The sequence below is a fragment of the Halomonas sp. McD50-4 genome (assembly GCF_022348135.1).
In the GTDB taxonomy this organism is placed as follows: domain Bacteria; phylum Pseudomonadota; class Gammaproteobacteria; order Pseudomonadales; family Halomonadaceae; genus Vreelandella; species Vreelandella piezotolerans.
On sequence record NZ_JAKRFG010000011.1, the window covers coordinates 128,015 to 149,003 of the forward strand.

The 20,989-nt window shown below is 56.0% G+C and carries 22 protein-coding genes; 14 read left to right on the top strand and 8 right to left on the bottom strand.

Translation table 11 applies throughout. From position 1 onward, the window contains the following. Positions 1 to 100: 100 nt before the first annotated feature. Positions 101 to 1,792 (bottom strand): HD domain-containing phosphohydrolase, encoded by a 1,692-nt coding sequence (locus MHM85_RS13960; RefSeq protein WP_219862345.1) that lies wholly within the window; start codon positions 1,790 to 1,792, stop codon positions 101 to 103. A 262-nt stretch (positions 1,793 to 2,054) separates the two neighbouring features. Here MHM85_RS13960 and MHM85_RS13965 point away from each other — a divergent pair, with 262 nt between their 5' ends. Next, positions 2,055 to 2,411, top strand: coding sequence for a flagellar protein FlaG (locus MHM85_RS13965; protein ID WP_153843272.1), 357 nt, complete (start codon positions 2,055 to 2,057; stop codon positions 2,409 to 2,411). 71 nt (positions 2,412 to 2,482) lie between these two features. Here MHM85_RS13965 and fliE read toward each other — a convergent pair whose 3' ends face one another. Then, positions 2,483 to 2,809, bottom strand: coding sequence for a flagellar hook-basal body complex protein FliE (fliE, locus tag MHM85_RS13970; RefSeq protein WP_139527799.1), 327 nt, complete (start codon positions 2,807 to 2,809; stop codon positions 2,483 to 2,485). A 256-nt stretch (positions 2,810 to 3,065) separates the two neighbouring features. Here fliE and fliF point away from each other — a divergent pair, with 256 nt between their 5' ends. The 13 genes from fliF (at position 3,066) to fliR (ending at position 14,253) form a co-directional block, all read left to right on the top strand. Beyond that, positions 3,066 to 4,823 (top strand): flagellar basal-body MS-ring/collar protein FliF, encoded by a 1,758-nt coding sequence (gene fliF / locus MHM85_RS13975; protein ID WP_153843273.1) that lies wholly within the window; start codon positions 3,066 to 3,068, stop codon positions 4,821 to 4,823. Next, positions 4,816 to 5,820: a flagellar motor switch protein FliG gene (gene fliG, locus MHM85_RS13980; RefSeq protein ID WP_139527797.1), complete on the top strand. Its 1,005-nt coding sequence runs from the start codon at positions 4,816 to 4,818 to the stop codon at positions 5,818 to 5,820. The genes fliF and fliG overlap by 8 nt, the downstream gene beginning before the upstream one ends. Further along, entirely contained in the window at positions 5,813 to 6,574 is a 762-nt protein-coding gene (gene fliH / locus MHM85_RS13985; RefSeq protein ID WP_139527796.1) for a flagellar assembly protein FliH, read from the top strand. The genes fliG and fliH overlap by 8 nt, the downstream gene beginning before the upstream one ends. A 4-nt stretch (positions 6,575 to 6,578) precedes the next feature. Further along, positions 6,579 to 7,967, top strand: coding sequence for a flagellar protein export ATPase FliI (fliI, locus tag MHM85_RS13990; protein ID WP_139527795.1), 1,389 nt, complete (start codon positions 6,579 to 6,581; stop codon positions 7,965 to 7,967). Further along, a complete protein-coding gene (fliJ, locus tag MHM85_RS13995; protein ID WP_239286283.1) occupies positions 7,968 to 8,420 on the top strand; it encodes a flagellar export protein FliJ in 453 nt (150 codons plus the stop codon). A gap of 22 nt (positions 8,421 to 8,442) precedes the next feature. Beyond that, positions 8,443 to 9,726 carry a flagellar hook-length control protein FliK gene (locus tag MHM85_RS14000; RefSeq protein WP_239286285.1) on the top strand — a complete coding sequence of 428 codons (1,284 nt, stop codon included), beginning with the start codon at positions 8,443 to 8,445 and terminating at the stop codon, positions 9,724 to 9,726. A 158-nt stretch (positions 9,727 to 9,884) separates the two neighbouring features. After that, the gene (gene fliL / locus MHM85_RS14005; protein WP_139527792.1) at positions 9,885 to 10,361 is read left to right on the top strand and encodes a flagellar basal body-associated protein FliL; all 477 of its coding nucleotides are present in this window, start codon (positions 9,885 to 9,887) and stop codon (positions 10,359 to 10,361) included. A 20-nt stretch (positions 10,362 to 10,381) separates the two neighbouring features. Beyond that, the gene (fliM, locus tag MHM85_RS14010) at positions 10,382 to 11,437 is read left to right on the top strand and encodes a flagellar motor switch protein FliM (protein WP_139527791.1); all 1,056 of its coding nucleotides are present in this window, start codon (positions 10,382 to 10,384) and stop codon (positions 11,435 to 11,437) included. Continuing rightward, positions 11,434 to 11,952, top strand: a complete 519-nt coding sequence (gene fliN, locus MHM85_RS14015) for a flagellar motor switch protein FliN (protein ID WP_139527790.1) — start codon at positions 11,434 to 11,436, stop codon at positions 11,950 to 11,952. The genes fliM and fliN overlap by 4 nt, the downstream gene beginning before the upstream one ends. Next, positions 11,949 to 12,383, top strand: coding sequence for a flagellar biosynthetic protein FliO (gene fliO, locus MHM85_RS14020; protein WP_139527789.1), 435 nt, complete (start codon positions 11,949 to 11,951; stop codon positions 12,381 to 12,383). Before fliN ends, fliO begins: the two co-directional genes overlap by 4 nt. Further along, positions 12,380 to 13,159, top strand: a complete 780-nt coding sequence (gene fliP / locus MHM85_RS14025) for a flagellar type III secretion system pore protein FliP (protein ID WP_139527788.1) — start codon at positions 12,380 to 12,382, stop codon at positions 13,157 to 13,159. The genes fliO and fliP overlap by 4 nt, the downstream gene beginning before the upstream one ends. A 30-nt stretch (positions 13,160 to 13,189) precedes the next feature. Beyond that, positions 13,190 to 13,459 (top strand): flagellar biosynthesis protein FliQ, encoded by a 270-nt coding sequence (gene fliQ / locus MHM85_RS14030; protein WP_044629584.1) that lies wholly within the window; start codon positions 13,190 to 13,192, stop codon positions 13,457 to 13,459. 2 nt (positions 13,460 to 13,461) lie between these two features. After that, on the top strand, positions 13,462 to 14,253 hold the full coding sequence (fliR, locus tag MHM85_RS14035; RefSeq protein WP_239286287.1) for a flagellar biosynthetic protein FliR: 792 nt from the start codon (positions 13,462 to 13,464) through the stop codon (positions 14,251 to 14,253). A gap of 52 nt (positions 14,254 to 14,305) precedes the next feature. Here the strand turns inward: fliR and flgL are convergent, their stop codons facing one another. The 6 genes from flgL to flgG form a co-directional block, all read right to left on the bottom strand. Next, on the bottom strand, positions 14,306 to 15,547 hold the full coding sequence (flgL, locus tag MHM85_RS14040; protein ID WP_239286289.1) for a flagellar hook-associated protein FlgL: 1,242 nt from the start codon (positions 15,545 to 15,547) through the stop codon (positions 14,306 to 14,308). 14 nt (positions 15,548 to 15,561) lie between these two features. After that, on the bottom strand, positions 15,562 to 17,220 hold the full coding sequence (gene flgK / locus MHM85_RS14045; protein WP_239286291.1) for a flagellar hook-associated protein FlgK: 1,659 nt from the start codon (positions 17,218 to 17,220) through the stop codon (positions 15,562 to 15,564). A 61-nt stretch (positions 17,221 to 17,281) separates the two neighbouring features. Beyond that, the gene (gene flgJ, locus MHM85_RS14050) at positions 17,282 to 18,304 is read right to left on the bottom strand and encodes a flagellar assembly peptidoglycan hydrolase FlgJ (protein ID WP_239286293.1); all 1,023 of its coding nucleotides are present in this window, start codon (positions 18,302 to 18,304) and stop codon (positions 17,282 to 17,284) included. Then, a complete protein-coding gene (locus MHM85_RS14055; RefSeq protein ID WP_239286295.1) occupies positions 18,304 to 19,431 on the bottom strand; it encodes a flagellar basal body P-ring protein FlgI in 1,128 nt (375 codons plus the stop codon). Before MHM85_RS14055 ends, flgJ begins: the two co-directional genes overlap by 1 nt. A gap of 42 nt (positions 19,432 to 19,473) precedes the next feature. Continuing rightward, on the bottom strand, positions 19,474 to 20,163 hold the full coding sequence (locus tag MHM85_RS14060; protein WP_139527782.1) for a flagellar basal body L-ring protein FlgH: 690 nt from the start codon (positions 20,161 to 20,163) through the stop codon (positions 19,474 to 19,476). A gap of 37 nt (positions 20,164 to 20,200) precedes the next feature. Beyond that, positions 20,201 to 20,983, bottom strand: coding sequence for a flagellar basal-body rod protein FlgG (flgG, locus tag MHM85_RS14065; protein WP_139527781.1), 783 nt, complete (start codon positions 20,981 to 20,983; stop codon positions 20,201 to 20,203). Between the last annotated feature and the right edge of the window lie 6 nt (positions 20,984 to 20,989).

A 20,989-nucleotide genomic window follows, 5' to 3' on the forward strand; every position in this document is an offset into this window, starting at 1 on the left:
AGTGGTTGAGCATGCTTGCTCAGCTATTCAATATATCGGCGCGGGCGTCGCGGACTTTAAGCATAATGGCGTTTTAATTTTGCCACCCTGCGCGGGACACCTATGTCGAGACGGCTACTTCACGGATGGGTTTACCCAGTCGTTCCAAGACGTCGCCTCGAATGACCGCACCCAAATTGTCACGCATGGGTGGCTCTGACTGCTGCGTCAACACGACCTCTAGCGGCGAACCACTGTCATCGAGACGTAGTACCCAGGCCAACTGTTCGCTCGAAAAGAGCGCCAAAGAACCCACCGGTAGCGTTTTGAAATGTTCGATGTAACGCTTGATCCAGCGCGGGTCGAACTGATGCGGATGCGCAAGGAGGTGTCGGTAGATCTGCTGAGCGGTGCGCCCTGGGCGATCCGCACGGTCGCGCCGCATGGCTTCTACCACATCGACGACCGCACTCGCTTTTGCCAACTCGTTGATGTCCTCACCGGTCAACCCTTCTGGATAACCGCTACCATCAAGCCGCTCATTGATACCACCAATGACGGCTTGCGCCACGGTGGCAGAGAGCCACTGGCAGGTATGTAGACGCGCCAATAGTAGCGACACGTGCTCACTGAGCGCGCGACGATGGGTCGCCTCAAAGCTAGGCGCCTTGAACACTACCTGAGGTATCAACGCTTTACCAAGGTCGTGAACCAATCCACTTGCCACGATGGCCTTACGCACTTCCCGGGGCATGTTATTGCCTACCAAGTCCAGTAGATGCACCGCCACGGCGATACCGTGGCGCACCAGCAGCGGCTCCAATGAAAGACAGCGAGAAGCAAACAATAGCCCTTCACGATCCTCTTCGTGCAGCATCAACAAACGGTCGGCATTGCGTGAAAGCTGGCGTGAATCGATGTCGCTCCCCTGCTGAAGCAGCAGCAACTGGGCATCCAAAAACGCCGCCACTTTGACCAAGCGCCGCGCCATTGGTGTCGCGTAGCGACGAATATCTCGTCTTCCCACGTGCTCGGTATCCGGCGCACGACGACTAGGCTGCTCGAAAAGGGGCGACGGCTGACGCTCTTCTTGGGCTTCTTTTTTATAACGCGACGCTTCGCGCTCGATCTCGCAGACGAAGTACCAAATCTGGCGCTCTTGTTCGGACGTGCAGCCTGTAAAACGGAAGCCAACGCGCAATAAGTGACGCTCAGGGTCGGTTTTTTGGTGCCGCGCAACCGCGTGAACCTCGAAGTAAGTGCCATTAGGGAAAGTCAACGCAATCTTCAGCGGCGCATCGGTCTCTGCCAGCACGCCACTAGCGGCCAACGGCAACTCAAGCTGGCAACCATCTTGCGACAGGTCGCGCAGCTCGCCCAGCACACTTTCATCCCCATCCCCAAAGACGGTCGCCGCCACCACCATACCCATGCGCAGTTCGGCACGATAGGACTCACGACGCTGCAAAACGTCGACTGAGGCAGGATAATCACTGCAACATAAAAAACGACCGCCAGAACGGCGGGTTTCGGTCAACGAGAGAAGCGGCGTTCTCACTACTTTACCCTGGGATTGACCACGCAAGAAAAACTGCTCTCCTTGCTGCAAGCGGCCCAGCAAGTAGTCGACGGAGGAGAGATCCATGACGAGCGTGTCGCCCTCATGCTGCTCCATCAACACAATAGGCTCTGGACTCGCATCAGGGGCTGCCAAGCAAAGAGACACGCCGCCACTCTCGATCATGGTGTTTAATAGAGAGCTTATGGCCGACGCGCTAGTGACGCTCTCGTACTCATCTTGCTGGACTTCCATGCGTGCCTCACTTTCCCCAACGCGTTATGTATTAACACCCATCACAAAGTAACAAAGCATAACAGAAGCTTTCATTGAGCCGTATGCCCGCCATAGGGCTAATAACACTTTCTTTTCGTCTATAGTAAAAACTATAAAGTTGATGGCAAACATGCCGATAGACTTGTGAAGAGGCTCATCACCGAACGGTAAACGGCCTCACGCCTTTACTCGGTTACGCTACCTAGCCATGACTGGCTTCGCTTAGGGAGGAACGTTGTATATGGGCCCATTCATCGTTGATTCAATCGCCTCATCACTCGTCGCCGCACTGCCGCAGGAGCGCTCACGCCATGATTCCAGCCTCATTGCGATCACGCCTACCCCCCTCCAGCCAGCACCCTCAGACACTCAACCCGCGACCAGAGAAGAGCTGGTGGAACCTATCCAGCGCATCAACGATGTCATGCGCCCTCGTGGGCTTGAATTCGACATCAGTGAGGATTCATCGCGCATCATCACCCGAGTGATCGATCGAGAAACGGGTGATGTGATACGCCAAATCCCCGCAGAAGAGATATTACAAATGGCCGAACGCCTGGAGGAACTGCAAGGCAAGCTTATCTCTTCACAAGCGTAACGGTAGCAGCGCACGGCCAAGAGCGTCGGCATCGTGTCAGCCGACCACCCTCTCGGCTTAAGCTAAACGCCTTACACCTGCATATTCATAACGTCGCGGTATGCGGTCACTAAACGATTGCGTACTTGCATACCCATTTGAAAGGCCACGCTCGCTTTCTGCATATCGACCATGACATCGTTCAGTTCGACGTTCGGCTCACCGGCCTGAAACGCCATCGCTTTCGCGTTGGCCGACTGCTGTAAACGATTGATACGCTGAATAGAAGCCTGCAGCTCACTACCAAAGCCCGACTGCCCAACCGACGTCGTTAGCTGCTCGCCCTTGATCGGCTGAGCCGCCTGGGCGGCGAGCCCTTGCATCTGCTGCAGCGCAGACTGTATGGAAGGTGAACTCATACACTTGCCTCAATTTGCGGGTGGCCATTTAATGCCGCAAGCCTACCATCGGTACGAAAAGCCTCATACGTACAAATGCGTGTGAAAAGCCAAGCTTTTCGTTCATTTATGGTTGACGCCCCCCAGGATAATGGCGTCCATCACAATTCCGCTTCATTCTTTCAGCGGATAACCGCGATTGACGGATATAGCCTATGCCTTCTTTGGTGATGCGCCTTGGTCGACCCCCGTTTTGCCTTCCCATCTGGAGGGACGCATGAGCGAAACGGGTGCGACGGCAGGCCGTCAAAACAGCACGACACAAAGCCCTCCGCGTAGTGGGGCTGCAGAGAACGACACCAACAGCCCATCGGTTTTTGAGCGCACTATGAAGCAGTTGCGCGGCAATCCGCTTGTGGTCGTTTTGGTGGCCGCTGCTGCGTCTATCGCAATTGTGGCCGCCCTCTTCATGTGGGCCAGCAGTCCCGACTACCGGGTGCTTTATAGCAACCTCAGCGAAGCTGACGGCGGCCGAATCATTACAGAGCTAGATACCCGTGGCGTTCCCTATCAGTTCAGCCAGGGTGGCCAAGCCCTGCTGGTACCCAGCGACCAAGTGCACACCCTGCGCCTTCAACTGGCCGAACAGGGTCTACCGCAAGGGGGTAACCTGGGTCTAGAGCTCATGGAAACGCAGGCGTTCGGTATTAGCCAGTTTGCTGAGCAGGTCAACTTCCAACGTGGACTGGAAGGTGAGCTTGCCCGGTCCATCGAGTCTCTGGGGCCCGTCGAACGCGTCCGAGTGCATCTTTCCATGGCGAAGCCGTCGGTCTTCATCCGCGACCGGGAGCCTGCCAAGGCATCCGTCGTGCTCACTCTGTTACCTGGGCGGGTACTGGGTGAGGGTCAAGTGAGCGCCATCGTCCACATGGTGTCCAGCAGCGTGCCCGAACTCGCCATTGAGGACGTCACCGTCGTCGATCAAAACGGGCGTCTACTGACAGCCAACAGCGCCCAAGGCAACGATCTAGACGGCACTCAGCTGGCCTATATCACGGAAGTCGAACGCTCTTACCAGCAGCGGATCGAAAACATCCTGTCGCCTATCATGGGCAGCGACAATGTACGCGCCCAGGTAGCGGCTCAAATCGATTTTTCGCGTCGTGAGCAAACCTCCGAGCGCTATAGCCCCAACCAAGCACCTAACGAGTCCGCCGTACGCAGTCGCCAGCTGAGCCTGTCGTACGATGGCGAAGACCCGTTAGCGACCGGCATTCCTGGCGCGCTCAGCAATACTCCGCCAGGTGTCGCTCCCTCCCCCATCAATCAGCCAGATGCAGAAGAGGGCGATGGGAACGACGATGCCGAGCCCGGTGCGCTGCGCAACCTGCGTCAAGAAGACGTGGTGAATTACGAAGTCGACCGCAGCATCGAGCACGTTCAGCATCGCCTAGGCCAAGTCCAAAGGCTCTCTGCAGCGGTCGTTGTCAATTTCCGTCGCGTGACCAATGAAGAGGGCGAGGTAGAACAGGTGGCTCTCAGCGCCGAGGAGATCGCCCAGATCGAACGCCTTGTTCAGCAGGCCATGGGATTCTCTGAGCTACGAGGCGACCAAGTCGAAGTCGTGAATACGCCCTTTGCCGCCGATGACGAGACTCGCATCGAACCGGTGTGGTGGCAGCACCCCGACAACATCGCCATGGCGACGACGCTGGGCCGCTACCTTCTTGTCGCTATTGCCGCCTTGCTACTCTATTGGCTGATTTTGCGCCCGCTGATCAAGCGCTACACGCAACCTCCGGTGATGGCGGCTGCCATGCCTGGAGGAACGCTGAGTACACGCATAGGAGATGAAGAGGACGAGCAGGAGAGTGAGAGTGATGGCGACGAGGAAGACACCTACAGCAGCAAGCCCAAGCGCCGTCGCAAAACGTCGCTCTACGAACACAACCTTAACGATCTGCGAGAGATGGCTCAGGAAGACCCCCGTATGGTCGCGATGATCATTCGCAGTTGGATGAACGCCAATGACTAGCATTGCCGAAATGAGCGGCGCTCGTAAAAGCGCCATTCTCCTGCTGGCGCTGGATGAAGACAGCGCCGCAGAGGTGTTCAAATTCCTCAGCGCCAGCGAAGTGCAAGAGATCAGTACCGAAATGGCGCGGCTTCACCAAGTCTCCCATGAAGACATGAAAGCCGTGCTAGAAGCCTTCCATCGCGAGACCGAAGAGTTCGTGGCCCTGAACCTCAACTCAAGCGAACACATTCGGTCGGTGCTGACCAAGGCGCTGGGCAGTGAGCGAGCCACCAGCCTCATCGAGGACATTCTCGAATCTACGGGCGAAAACTCGGGTATCGATGCCCTGAACCTGATGGAAGCATCCATGGTATCGGAGCTTATCCGCGACGAGCACCCGCAGATCATTGCGACCATCCTGGTACACCTGGATCGTCATCAGGCGGCCGATATTCTCGAGCTGTTCGAAGAGAAGTTGCGTAACGATGTCGTCCTGCGGATTGCCACGTTCAGCGGCGTTCAGCCTGCCGCTCTGCAGGAGCTCACCGAGGTGCTCAGCAGTATGCTCGATGGCCAGAACCTCAAGCGTAGCAAAATGGGCGGCGTAAGAACGGCGGCCGAGATCCTCAACCTGATGAATTCGTCTCAGGAAGAAGTGGCCATCGAGACCGTTCGTTCGCACAGCGAAGATCTTGCCCAGAAAATCATCGACGAGATGTTCCTGTTCGAGAACTTGCTGGACCTGGACAACCGTGCCATTCAGATGGTGCTGCAAGAAGTCGAGACGAACTCCTTGGTGGTGGCACTCAAAGGAGCCCAAGACGCGCTGGTGGACAAATTCCTGCGCAACATGTCCCAGCGTGCTGCCGACTTGGTTCGCGAAGACATGGAAGCCCGTGGCCCCATTCGCGTTTCCCAGGTAGAAACCGAGCAGAAAGCGATTCTACAAATCGTTCGCCGCCTGGCTGATTCAGGTGAAATCGTCCTAGCAGGTGGAGACGACGAGTATGTCTAATACGCATGCTCCCGAGTTTGACCGTCACGGAGATTGGCGACGTTGGCAAATGGACGAGCTGACCTCGTCCCGCCGCTCACAATTCGACAGCCATGGCACTGTGCCTAACGAACACCAGCGAAAAGTCGAGGCGGCACGGCGCGCAGCAGAGGAAGCGCGGGTACGTGAAGAGCAAGAGCGTAAAGACATTTACGAACGACTGCGCAAAGCCGCCGAAGAAGAGGGGTACCAGGCAGGGCTGGCGCGCGGACATGAAGAGGGGTATACCCAAGGCCTTAACGAAGGCCGCGAGCATGCCGCGCAAGAGCTCAACGAACAAATCCGCCAGAGCGTGACACCTCTGGCGGCGTTAGCTAAACAGTTCTCCGATGCTCTTGAGCGCCTTGACGACACCATTGCTCACGACCTGGTAGAGCTTGCTTTGACCACCGGCAAGCAGTTGGCAGGCGAGGCATTGGCAGACCATCCCGACCATATTCTCGCCATCGTGCGGGAGCTGCTGCACACCGAGCCTCCGCTCGTTGGCAGCCAACGGCTATGGCTCAACCCCGCTGACCATGAACTCGTCGCTGAGCACTTAGGCAGCGAGCTAGAAGCGGCCAGTTGGACGCTGCAGCCGGATGACCAGCTGGCACGTGGTGGCTGTCGCTTGACCAGCGCCCAGGGCGAATTGGATGCCACGTTCGAAAGCCGTTGGCAGAGCGTCCAAGCTCAGCTCCGTAAGCGCCACAGCGCGCCATCATCAGGAGCGTAATGCCATGAACCATTTACGTTGCCCGCATCAGCACCGATGGCAAAAAGCTCTCCAACGCACGACTCAGCGCGTGGGAAGGCTACCGTATTACCGCACCAGCGGTCGCGTGGTGCGCGCAACGGGCATGGTGATCGAAGTAGTCGGGTTACGTGTGGCGGTTGGCAGCGCCTGCCAAATCGAACTTCCGGGCGCCGATGGCCGCCTGAACGACAGTGATAAGCATGCCGAAGCCGAAGTCGTTGGCTTCTCGGGCGATAAGCTTTACCTGATGCCGCTGGAAGAAATTTCTGGCTTGATGCCAGGCGCACGGGTGACTCCCTTGGTCGATGGCAACGGGCATAGTGCTCGTCGCTTCCCAGTCGGCGACGAACTGCTGGGGCGCGTACTCGATGGTAACGGTAACCCGCTCGACGACCGTGAAAGCGTCGAAGAGGCACCCCGCACGACTCTGCAGTCTCGACCACTCAACCCGCTGTCTCGAGCGCCCATCGAGTCACAGATCGATGTCGGCATCCGCGCCATCAACGCACTGCTTAGCGTAGGCCGAGGCCAACGCATGGGGCTATTCGCTGGCTCTGGCGTCGGTAAATCGGTACTGCTGGGTATGATGGCACGCTATACCCAAGCCGATGTGATCGTGGTTGGCTTGATCGGCGAGCGCGGCCGCGAAGTGCAGGATTTCATCGACAATATTTTGGGTCCAGAGGGCCGTCGACGCGCCGTGGTCGTCGCCGCCCCTGCCGACACGTCGCCCCTCCAACGATTGCAGGGGGCCGCTTACGCCACGCGCATTGCCGAAGGGTTCCGCGACGCTGGGCGCAACGTGCTGCTGATCATGGACTCGCTAACGCGCTATGCCATGGCTCAGCGGGAAATCGCGCTCGCCATCGGCGAACCGCCCGCCACGAAAGGGTATCCGCCATCGGTGTTCGCCAAATTGCCTGGCTTGGTCGAGCGGGCGGGAAATGCGGAGCGAGGCGGCGGCTCGATTACGGCGTTCTATACCGTACTCACCGAGGGAGATGACCAGCAGGACCCTATCGCCGATTCGGCCAGGGCGATCTTGGATGGCCATATCGTGTTATCACGCACGCTGGCCGAAGCAGGCCACTACCCTGCCATCGACATAGAAGCGTCTATCAGTCGTGCGATGACTGCCATCGTGACGCAAGAACAGCAGCAGAAAGCGCGAACGTTCAAACAACTCTTTTCACGCTATCAACGCAACCGCGATTTGATCAGCGTGGGAGCCTACAGCCCTGGGCATGACCCTCGGCTAGATGAAGCCGTCAATCGCTTTCCTGATCTAGAGCGATTTCTTCAACAAAATATCGAGGAGTGTGCGCCGCTTGAGGAGTCCCGCCAAGCCCTGCACACGGTAGTGGGAGGCTAAATGAGTCATCAACAGCTCGATATGCTGACAGACCTTGCCCGCGATGCACGCGACCAAGCCGGCAAACTGCTGGCGCAAGAGCGCCAAACTCAGCAGCAAACCGAAGCGCAGCTTCAGTCGCTCAATCGCTATCGGGCGGAGTACGCCGAGCGTTTACAGCAAGCCATGCGTGACGGTATCGACCCCGCTACCATGTACAATTATCAACAGTTCTTGGCGTCACTGGATGCTGCTCTTAGCCGTGCCCGACAGGCGCTAGCGGCGCAGCAAAAGCGCGTGCAACAAAGCCAACAGCACTGGCAACAGGAGCAGCGCAAACTCTCCTCTTACGATACACTGGCCTCGCGCCGGTTATTAGAAGAGCACCGCCGACAAGCGCGTCACGAGCAGAAAGCGAGCGACGACATGGTCACTAATCGTCTGGCTCGCCAACAGTCTGACAAATCCCTTTAGCGTCGCGTCAGGAAGCCTATTCATGAATATTCAACTGTTACTTTCTGCGAGTCCTAGCCAAGGCAATGGCATGTCGGCTTCACAGGCAACCGGGGCTCAAAGCCTCTCCAACAACGGTCTTTTCCGCCAAGCCATGCTTCAGGCGAATGAAGGACAGCCACGCCTGCCGCAAGAACTCGCTACCGGTGCGACATCCGCCTCACAGACATCGGCTGCTCTGAAGGAGTTCGCCTCGCTATTGGAGTCACTAGGCATTGAGCTCGACCAAGAAGAGCTCGCGACGCTTCTCGCGCAGCTACACAACGCAGAGCAACCCAGCGCCGACCAGCTAGCCGCTCTGCCCGGCATGCTCAGCAGCACCGGAGAGACCTCACCATCAGCGCTTGACGAAATTTCCAGTCGTCTTGCGCTGGTCGCAGCCTTCAGTGATGCAACGACTCAATCCCGCGACGTCACGGCTGAGACCGTGTCGATTGCTGATATTGCCGAACAGTTAGCGATAAGCCAACAAGATGCTGCCGCGTTAGTCGCTGCTTATCAGCAACTCGCTGCCGGCACAGGCTCGGCCGGTGACTCTACACTTGAGTCCCGCAACCAGCACATCGTCTCACTGCTCGCCGCCAACTCTACGGCTCATGCATCCTCGAGCAGTCAGCCTGCCACATACAGCACGCTGACGGCATCGGCTGCGCAAATGAATGCATCTCAACTTCGCGTCAGTAGTGAGGCAATGACGAGTGCCTTGGCGGTCAGCAATGGCGCTAATGACACAGCTGCGCGGCTGGGTAGCGCCAGCGAACTAGCACTCAACGTGCCTAATGTTCATGGCACTCCTGCCCCTGCTGCCGTTCCATCGGGCACCTCGCTCCCCTCCTCGATCGGTACTCCCGTATCGCATCCGGCGTGGCCATCCCAGCTCGGTCAGCAACTCGTTCAATTTGCTCAGCGAGGGGGGGAGCAACACATTCAGATGAAACTGCACCCCGCCGAACTTGGCCCGCTCTCCATTTCATTGAAAATGACCGAACACGGTGCCCAGGCGCACTTCTTATCGGCTCATGCGCAGGTTCGTCAGGTATTGGAGCAGGCGATTCCGCAACTACGCGACGCGCTGGCCGAACAAGGCATTTCACTGGGTGAAACGTCAGTGGGTGAGCAAAACGCTTCCAATGAACAAGCCTTTGCCCAGCAGGGTAATGGCGGCGGCGGGCTGATTGACGGCAACGACGTCGAAAGTAATGGGCCAACAGCCACGTTGGACAGCACGCCGGTAACCCTGGATGGACGCGTCGATCTCTATGCTTAAGTCGCCTCGGCGTTTGGCATGACCTATGTCGTCATGATCGGGTTAATTAACTAAACCAAAAGATAGGCTCCCCAAGGAAGCCTGTTCGTTTCTTCACCATCACCCGCGTTAGGCATAATGCTTGGCTAGCGTCATGCGTGAACATCATGGGAACAACAATGGCAGAATCAAGCGGCGGATCAAAAAAACTGCTTTGGGTAATGATCATTCTTGTCTTGCTCTCGTCAGCAGGTGCAGCGGCGGCGATCTACCTCGTGCTCGACCAGCGTGACGGCAGCACCGATGGAGAAACCCAACAGCAAACGGTCGCACACACGCCTCCGGTGTTTACGCAGATCGAACCCTTTACCGTCAATCTTGCGGATGACCGCTTTGGATCGCGCCTACTTTACGCGGGTATTACCCTGCGTGTGGGTAACGAACAAAGTAAAGCACTCATCGAAGAGCACATGCCGCAAGTTCGCAGCCGTCTGCTCATTCTGCTCTCAGGCAAGCAAGCCAACCAGCTGACCTCGACAGAAGGCAAAGAGACGCTCGCCCAAGAAATCATTAACCGCTTGAGCGTTCCACTGACGGAAAACCAGCCCCCGCTAGACCTTCGGGAAGTGCTGTTTACCGAATTCATTGTGCAATAACCTAGGGAACGGAGCCGTTCATGTCGCAGGACGATCTACTGTCCCAGGAAGAGATCGATGCCTTACTCAAAGGCGTCAGCGGAGATGACGAGCCCTCGGTAGCGTCTTCTCAAACGCAGGATGAGTCGCGTATACGTCCTTATGACCCGTCGACACAGCACCGGGTCATTCGTGAACGTCTTCACGCGCTCGATTTTATCAACGAGCGTTTTGCGCGTTATTTCCGCAACGGCTTGTTCAACCTGATTCGGCGCAGCTCAGACATCACGGTAGAGTCTGTTAGCTATCAGAGCTTCAGCAACTTTTCACGCAACGTACCGGTACCCACCAACCTCAATATCGTATCGATGAAACCGCTGCGAGGCTCTGGACTGGTGGTTTTCCCACCGAATTTGGTTTTCATGGTGGTGGACAACCTATTTGGGGGCGACGGACGTTTCGTCACCAAGTCGGATGGGCGTGAGTTCACCAACACCGAGCAGCGCATCATTCAGCGATTATTGAATCTGGCGATCGATGCGTATCAAGAAGCCTGGAAAGTGGTATACCCCATCGATGTCCACTTTTTACGCTCAGAAGTGCAGTCGAAGTTTGCCAACATCACTAACTCTCCCAACGAGATCGTGGTGAATACCAAATTCAACATCGAAGTTGGCAACCTCTCGAGCAGTTTTCAAATCTGTATGCCCTACGCCATGATCGAGCCGCTGCGTGACCTGTTGGTGAACCCGATCAACGATAGTAATCATGACAGTGACGGCTCCTGGTCACGTCGTATGGCAAGCGAACTCCGCCAATCGGAAGTAGAGCTGGTGGCCGAGTTTGCACAAATTCCCAGCCGTATTGCGCAGGTCATGGGACTGAAAAAAGGGGATGTCTTGCCGGTGGATATCCCTAACACGATTACCGCACGTGTCGATGGGGTTCCCGTCATGGAGTGCGAGTACGGTAGCCAGCGCCAGCAACGCGCGTTACGGGTACTGCGCATGATCGACCATGCTGCTATGAATAACGTATCGTCCAAGGACTTTATTAAAGGTTCAACGCGACAGAAAGCCAAGGAATCCAAAGCATGACTGATCCTAATAAACCCGATCAAAAAGTCTCTGATGACGATTGGGCGGAAGCCATGTCTGAGCAAGAAGAGCCGTCGTCTGACGCGGATGCCGCCAGCGAAGACGAGGACCCCTGGGCAGCTGCCATGGCTGAGCAGGAAGCAGCCGAGCAGTCTCATGCAGAGGATGAGCCCGCCCCAGAGGCGCCTCAAGCCAAGTCTGCAAGCGAAGAGGTGTTTCGCCCACTGAGCGGTGAGCAAGGAAATGCCCCCTCCCGTGATCTAGAGATGATCATGGACATTCCGGTCAAGCTGACCGTAGAACTCGGCCGCACGAAGCTCACGATCAAACAGCTCCTGGAGCTGGCGCAAGGCTCCGTTATCGAGCTAGAGGGCCTTGCTGGGGAGCCTATGGATATCCTGATCAACGGCTATTTGATTGCCCAGGGCGAAGTGGTCGTCATCGAAGATAAGTACGGTATCCGTATTACGGAAATTATCACGCCGTCCGAACGGATTCATAAACTCAACCGATGAGCGTGGCGACTTCCAGCGCTCAGCCCTCGGTCGATGCGCTAAGCGGCGGTGACGCCCTGGTGGGCATGGCCGCGTTGGGTAAAACGGCTGCGGCGCTCGCACTCGTCATAGCGATCATTTTGGTCTGTACGTCGCTGCTCAAGCGCTGGCAACAACACCGGTTCGACCAGGGGGCGCGGCTTCGGATCGTCGGAACCACTGCCGTTGGCAATCGTGAGCGCGTGGTGGTCGTCGAAGTGGAAGATACGTGGCTAGTGTTGGGGGTCAGTAGTGGCCGTATCAGCAAACTGCATGAGCGGCCCGCTCCACTAGACCGCCCCCCGACGCCTGAATCGCCGCCCTCTCGTTTCTCGCAGCGCCTAGCCAATGCGCTGGCCAAGAATCGTGGTAAAAGCGCCTCACCCTCTTCAGACTCTCAGCACTCATCATGACTCACGTTTCGCCCGTTGCTTGGCCCTTTCTACGTCGCTGGTGGCTGTTGGCGCTGTTTCTGGTTGGCAGCCTGATAGCCTTACCCGCCGCCGCTCAGCAGCTACCCGGCCTTGTATCACAGCCAATGGAAGATGGCGGCCAGCAGTGGTCGCTCTCGCTACAAACGCTGCTATTTTTAAGCTCGCTGGCCTTTTTACCTGCGATGCTGTTGATGATGACCAGCTTCACACGCATCATCATCGTATTGAGCTTGCTGCGCACCGCCATGGGAACGCAGGCAACGCCGCCCAATCAGGTACTACTGGGCATTGCGCTGTTTCTGACGTTTTTCATTATGTCGCCCGTCTTGAGTCAGGTCTACGATACCGCCTGGGTGCCTTTGACGGACGAAGTGATCAATTTCGAAGAGTTCTTACTGCGTGCTCAACTCCCCTTTCGTGAGTTCATGTTGGCACAGACGCGGGAACCCGACCTCGCTCTCTTCGTTCGTCTGGCCGATGTCGGTCCGCTGCAAGGCCCCGAGGAGCTCCCCATGCGGGTGCTGCTTCCCGCTTTTGTCACCAGCGAACTCAAGACAGCCTTTCAAATCGGCTTCACCATCTTCATTCCATTCTTGATCATTGATTTAGTGGTGGCGAGCACCTTGATGGCACTAGGGATGATGATGGTGCCTCCTGTGACCATCTCACTGCCTTTCAAGCTCATGCTCTTCGTACTAGTCGATGGCTGGCAGCTCATCATTGGCTCGCTGGCTGAAAGTTTTTATATGATTTAACGTCGCATGCGCGGCAAGGAGCCTCTATCCATGACACCTGAAATGGTGATGAGCGTTGCTTATCAAGGCATGCGCGTAACGCTTTTTTTGGCGGGACCCATGCTGTTGGCGGCCCTCTTTACAGGTCTGATTATCAGCCTGTTTCAGGCGGCCACTCAGATCAATGAAATGACGCTTACCTTCATTCCAAAGATTCTGGCCGTTTTTGCCGTTCTAGTACTAGCAGGCCCTTGGCTCATCGGTTTGATTACCGACTTTACAACGCGCCTATTCACCAATATTCCCGCCATGGTGATGTAACCATGGTCGACGTCACCTTTGCGCAGCTACAGGGGTGGCTAGTCGCTTTCTTTTGGCCTTTCGTACGCATTACAGCGTTTATGACGGCGACGCCTCTCTGGGGCCACTCTAGCATCCCAACGCCAGCGAAAGTGTCTCTGGCAGCGGTCATTGCCGTCGTCATTACTCCTGTTTTGCCTCCCATGCCAAACGTCCCGCTCATGTCTTGGGCGGGGCTTGGCATCATCGTCGAACAAATGCTGATCGGTATCGCGATTGGACTCGTGATGCATATCGTCTTCGCGGTCGTTCAGGCCGCCGGTGAGTTCATCGGCTTACAGATGGGCTTGGCCTTTGCGAGCTTTTTCGACATGTCGAGCGGCACGAACATCATGGTGCTCTCACGCATTCTCTACATGGTCACGCTACTGATGTTTCTCGCGTTTAACGGCCATTTGATGGTGTTGGAGGCGTTGGTGATGAGCTTTCAAACGCTGCCTATCGGGATCGGTACCTTGAACCCGAATGCCTTCGAATTACTGGCGCGGTATGCAGGAACGATTTTTGCCTCCGGCATGCTGCTGGCTCTTCCTCTGGTGGCATCGCTGCTGATCATTAGCCTATCGCTAGGCATCCTCAACCGCTCAGCGCCACAGCTGACCGTCTTCAATATCGGCTTTCCCACGTCGTTGACCGTTGGCATTGTGCTGCTCATGGTGTTGATGAGCGATATCGGCCGCTTTCTCCAACAGCTGTTTAGCCAAGGGGTCAATTTTACCCAGAGCCTCATCGAGACCATGGCCCCCTTGAACTAAAAAGCCTCAGCATCCTGGCTGAGGCTTTCAGTAGACGTGAGGCGCTGAGACGCTACATGAAGTCGAACAACGACATGCCTTTGATATCCACGAACGCTTTTTGAGCCGCCTGCAGGCCTACTTGACGCAGGCTATACTCCGAAATCGCATCGGCATAGTCGAGATCGACCAGATCCGATAGCGTCTGCTCATAGTTGAGCATACGGTTATTGCCTACCGCATCGATGACATCCAGCTCATTGAGCCTTGCGCCAGCAGAAGCGCGTACCGTCAACACATTGTCTAGTGAATTATCTAATTCACGCATGGACGTATTCAGCGTATTGCGAAGGGCAGCCTTTTGCGTATCGTTCTCTGCTGGGGTCTCTAGCACACGAATCGCTGCTTCCATGGTGCGGAACAGGTCAGCGGGAAGCTGGTCGCTGCCAGGCCGCGCTACCGAGATCTCATCACCGACCTGAGGAGCTCCTTTCAAGGTCAAACTGACGCCACCAAAACTTATTTGCTCGCCGGCAGGGTCATAAGCTTGGTCTTCAAGGCCCGCTACTTGCTGCCAAGCAGCACCATCAAACTGCTCAACGGTATAAGTGGGGTTACCAGCCCCATCATCGTCGAAAAGGACGCGAAAGCTTTCACCATAATTCGGGTCGTTGACGCTGGTCACTTGAGGTCCACTAAACGTCACGCTTCCCTGATTGGCTACGTCAGCGTTTGCGATGTAGCCTGCTCCGCTAGGCACACCTTGGAAAATCGTTGCTCCATTTTCTGTGACAGGCATGAGGCGAGACGAGTCGACACGCTGAGAACGCGCGTTAACATCACCATTGTATTCAATACTGCCCGTCGCAGATTTAACGAAAGGCGGCGCGTTATCTTTATAACCACCAAAAATATAGCGGCCGTTACCATCGGTGGCATTCGCCTGCCCAATCATCGTCTCGTAAACGCCTTTCAACTCACTGGCGATGGACTCCCGATCGACATCACTCAAGGTATCACTGGATGCTTGGATCAATAGTGTTTTGGCACTGGTCACCGCATCACTAATACTATTCAGAATACTTTCTGTCTGTGCCAGTGAATTACGTGCCGATACCCGAGCATCTTCATACTGCTGTGTGATGGCTTTCGACTGGTCCACCCCTACCGCACGTGATGCCGCTTGCGGATCATCGGACGGGTTGACGACCCGGCGGCCGCTGGCAATTTGCTGACCAATCTTTAGAAAGTCATTTTGCTGACGGTTAATGGAAGCCGTACTCTGCTCATACATAGTGACCGTACTGACACGCATCGCCTAAGCTCCTATTAGTTCCGCAGATTCAAAATGGTATCCATGATCGTACCTGCCGTATCGATCACGCGGGCATTCGCTTGATAAAATTGCTGGTATCGAATCAGGTTAGCCGCTTCTTCATCCAAGTTAACGCCTGACTCGGACTGCTGTACGGCCCGGAGCTGATCCGTTAGCCCCTGACGCGCATCCAGGTTGACTTGGGTAATGTTGGTGCGATTCCCCACGTCACTAACGAGCGCACCATAGGCACCGCTGACCGAGGCACTCCCCCCTACGATGTTTTTACTTTGAAGATCTTGGAGCAGCAAGGCGTTGCTATTATCGCCTGCGCCTGCAGCGATCCAATCGGCCGGATCATCGTTGGGATTGATGGGCAAACCCGCCGCAATTTTATCGGCATCGATGAGATTGACTTCCATCCCATTGGCCGCTCGACGCAAGGGTTGAACCTCGAACTGGTCCCCATTGGCCGGTGTATTGCTGAACGTCATGGAGATGCCGCCAAACGACAGCGTATTGTTGGCAGCGTCCCACCCTGTCCCGATATCGACGTTTGCACCGCTATCGTTACGCGTCACTGTAGGAGTGCCGCCAGCAAAACTGACGGTGTAATCTGTTGCACGAAGTTGAGCGATGTTGTCTGTGTCAAACGCGATTGCATCGATCGTGACGGCACTATTGCCCTCATAACTGTAGGCCTGGGGTGTCCTGACATTAAAGAAGTCATCGCCCTGAACGCCGTCCAAGTCAACGCCCTGTTTATGCTGTTCGTTAAACGCCACGGATAACGACACGGCGAGCTGTCCGACTTGGTTCTGAGTTTTATCGAGCGTCTCAGAACGGAAGGTCATCAAGCCACCTAACGCGCCTCCTTTGACCGTAGACTCGTCCAACTGAATCAGGTTACCGCCTCCATCACGATATCCCACGATCGTCCGCTGTGGATCGTAGTCGGCCTGCACGGGTTCTAATTTGAACGAGCTAGTTCCCGTGACGAGCGGCTGACCGTTGGGCAAGCTAATGTTGTACGTCTTGCCATCCTGCACGTTGAGCCGCAAATCCATGCGCTCGTTGAGCTGAGAAACCAAAAAATCTCGCTGATTCAGCAAGCTGTTCGGAGCTTCACCAGTTCGTGCGCGTGCCAGCGAAATCTCTTTGTTAAGGCCGGCAATTTGCTCCACCGTATTGTTGACTTGAGTGATTTCGTCTTTGATCTGGTTATTGATATTGCTCTGCATGTCCTGCAAATAACCATCGAACGAACGAAACTGTGCGCTCAGCGTGTTTGCCGTTCCCAGCACCCCTTGGCGTGCTGCTGGGTCAGAGGGCGAGCTTGCCAAGTCTTCCAAAGACGAGAAAAACGTCTGCATGAGCGGGGAAAGACCTGCGTCTCGATCGGCCAACAAGTTATCAATTTGTGAGACTTGGTTGTAATACGTTTCTAAAGCGCTGGACTGCGTCTTAGCATTATTGAGCTGATTGGCCACGTAAGTATTGAACTGGCGCTCGATATCATCGACACGTACGCCGCCCCCTACACGTCCCTCACCGAGCTGGGTAAGCTCGCGATTATAACTGGGCGTATAGACGTTACTAATGTTGTTGCTTGTCGTATTGAGGGCATTCTGCGCCGCATTGAGGCCGCTTAAGCCGATCGAAAACATGCTCATGGTTCAATTCCTTAGGCCGGTATCTATTTATCGGCAATGCGCAGGCAAACTTGAGGCATCGCTAGCGAGAATCCGCCAGCAAACTCTCCGTTGTATTTAAGGGCCCCATCGTGTTCATGACCGAGACCAGCTTGTCGGCGTAACGCGGGTCGGTCGCATAGCCGCCGCGCTGCAACTCACGGGCAGCCTGCTCCGCATTGGCCGCTTGTAGAACACCGGCATAGCGAGGGTTGTTGCCAATCAAATTGGCATAATCGGTAAAGGCATGCTCGAACGAGTCATAGACACGAAACGTATCGACGACCTGCGTACGGCGACCGTTCACGTACTCATGGGTCACGATGTCGGTGGTCTTGCCCTGCCAATGGCTACCGGCTTTGATACCAAATACGTTGTAGCTGTTATGCCCCTGCCGAGTGGCTATTTCGTGACGCCCCCAGCCCGTCTCCAGGGCTGCCTGCGCTAAAATGAGTTCAGCAGGTACCCCCGTGGCAGCACTCGCCGCCTGGGCAGGCGTGGCCAGCGTGTTTAAGAAACGCTCGACATGGTCATGGGAAGACGTCACCGGACGCCGGGGCTCCGCCAACATGGCGGGTGCGCTGCTGGATTCCAATTGCTGGACGGCGTCCAGCTCGTCATAAAAACGGCCGCTACCCGTCGTATTGGCAGGCGCCTGAGCACTGTTCGGCTGTAGTGGATTGTCTAGCACGCGCGGCGTCCCACGAGGAATACCTGCAATCAGTGCCTGAAGTTCTTGATCAGGGTTGCTAACTTGACCAACCGCCCCTTGACGCTGTAACTGTTCCACCAATGCATCGGCCAAGCCAATGCCTCGGGAAGCCATGACCTGTGACCACTGCTGGTCGAGCATGGATTGATAGAAGGTCGTGTCGCGGCTCTCTAGCAACCCTGAGATTGGCGTGGCATCCCGCATGCTTTTGACCATCATTTGGATAAAAAGGGCTTCAAACTGTTGCGCTGCGCCTTGCACCCCAGCCTCCGGGTCGAGGCGGGCATTGTGCTGTAGCCGCTGAAAACCGCTCATATCCAGCGCGAACTGACTGGTCATATCCCCCATACTCATTAAATGATCTCCAGCTCAGCACGCAAAGAGCCCGAAGCTCTCAATGCTTCCAGAATTGACATTAAATCTTGAGGGGTGGCGCCTAACGCATTGAGCGCGTTCACCACTTCCGCCAAGTCAGCCCCTTCGACGATCTGTAGGTACGCCTCTTGCTGTTCGATATTGATATCTGCATCCGGCACGACCACGGTGTCGCCTTGCCCCAAGGAGTTGGGTTGGCTCACGCCAAACTGGGTGTCGATCATGATCGAAAGATTGCCATGCGCGACGGCCGCACGACGTAGCGTCACCGCACTATTCATCACCACGGAACCGGTTCGTGCGTTCAGCACGACTTTAGCGGGCGCTTCGGTGGGCGTCACCTGCACGTTCTCGACTCGCGCCATGAAATTGACGCGGTCATTGGCATCCATAGGACCATCGAGGGCGATGACCCGTCCATTTCGCGCGTAGGCAACGGACTGCCCGAATTCACTGTTGATGGCAGAGACCATGCGCTGCACGGTACCAAAATCGGCGTCATTGAGCTGCAGCTCCAACACCCCGCCGTTGCCCCCCAAGTTGAGCGGCACTTCCCGCTCGACCAGGGCGCCGTTAGGAATCCTGCCTGACGCCTGCTGATTGATCTGCACACTACTGCCGCCTGCTTGTGCTCCCGCACCACCTACCAGCATGTTGCCTTGGGCAATCGCGTACGTATCACCATCGGCGCCTTTGAGCGGCGTCATGAGTAGCGTACCGCCCCGCAAACTGCTGGCGTTGGCAATCGAAGAAACGACGATGTCCAAACGCTGCCCGGGACGAGAGAACGGAGGAAGGTCTGCCGTCACCATGACGGCGGCCACATTACGCAGTTGTAGGTTGGTGCCTGGCGGCACCGTCACGCCTAACTGCGACAGCATGTTGGTCAAGCTCTGGCTAGTAAATGGCGCTTGGGTGGTCTGATCACCGCTACCGTCTAACCCCACCACCAAGCCATAGCCAACTAACTGGTTATCTCGCACGCCTGCAAAGCTCGCCAGTTCGCGCACGCGTTCAGCGTGGGCTGGCAGCATTACCAAACAAAGCGCCAACAGCGTCACGATACGCAAGGTTGCTGTTAGATATCGATACGCTTTCCACTGCATAGCCATTTCACCAGGTCTCTGTTGTCGAGCTTGTTGACACGCCTAGAACGGCGACACATTCAGGAAAAAGCGCTGCAGCCACCCCATATGCTGCGCTTCGTTGATATAGCCATCGCCCACGTACTCGATACGCGCATCGGCGACTTGAGTCGACGGCACGGTGTTTTGCGCGGTAATCGTGCGAGGATTCACGACACCCGAGAAACGAATGAACTCGGTGCCCTGATTGATCGCAATCTGCTTTTCACCGCGCACGCGCAGGTTCCCGTTATTCATGACTTCCAACACGGACACTGTAATCGTACCGGTAAACGTATTGTTGGCTTGTGAGCCGCCACCGCCTGCAAAGTCACTGGCGCCTTCGATATCGAAACCGTACTCCGCCAGCGTATCCAACACGTCGGGTAGCTGGGCCAGGTTAAGGCTTGCACTGCCCGAGCGGTTGGCATTGGATTGGGCATTCTTACTCGCGCTCACCTCTTCATCGAGCACGATGGTCAGAATATCGCCGATGGTACGGGGACGGCGGTCCTCGAACAGCGGCTGATAGCCACGACGTGCCTGGTAGATGGAGCCATTGGGTATCGGTGGCGGCCGATCGACAATGGTGATTTGCTCTTGCTCACCGACGACCGATGCCCGAGGTATCTGCGCGCACCCTGCCGTCAATAACACCAGTAGTGCCAAGCTCGCCATCACGATGCGGCGTAACTTAAAGTTTGATTTCAGCATAGCGCGACCTGTTAAGAAGCCCTGACGAACTTTGACATTAGAGCTGGCTTAGACGCGCTAGCATTTCATCGCTGGTAGAGATAGCACGACTATTGATCTCATAGGCACGCTGCGTTTGGATCATATTGACCATTTCTTCGACGACGTTCACGTTCGATGTCTCCACATATCCTTGGAACAGTCGTCCGGCACCGTTGTTACCCGGCGCATTTTGGTTTGGGGCGCCCGAGGCACCGGTTTCCAGGTAAAGATTGCCACCGATGCTTTCCAAGCCTGCTGGATTGATAAAGGAGGCAACGTTGATCTGCCCAATATCGGCATCTTGAGCGATACCAGGCTGCCGAACACTTACGGTTCCATCTTCCCCAATGGTGACCGATAACGCATTGGCGGGAATGAAGATCGCTGGCTCAATCGGGTAGCCATTGGCGGTGACCATCTGACCATTTTCGTTTAGCTGAAAACTGCCGTCACGGGTGTAGCCAATTGTGCCGTCAGGTAACAACACCTGGAAAAAGCCTTCCCCATTGATCGCAAGATCTCGGGAATTGCCCGTTTCTTCCAAGCCCCCTTGCGTGTGCAGACGCTCCGTGGCCACGGCACGCACCCCGGTGCCAATCTGCATACCAGAAGGCAGGCGGTCCTGAATGTTGTTCTGGGCACCCGGCTGACGCATGTTTTGATAAAGCAGGTCTTCAAAAACAGGCCGAGAACGCTTGAAACCATTGGTACTCACGTTCGCAAGGTTATTCGAAATGACATCGAGTTTGGTTTGCTGGGACTCGAGCCCGGTTTTAGCAGTCCACAAAGACTTGATCATACGTAG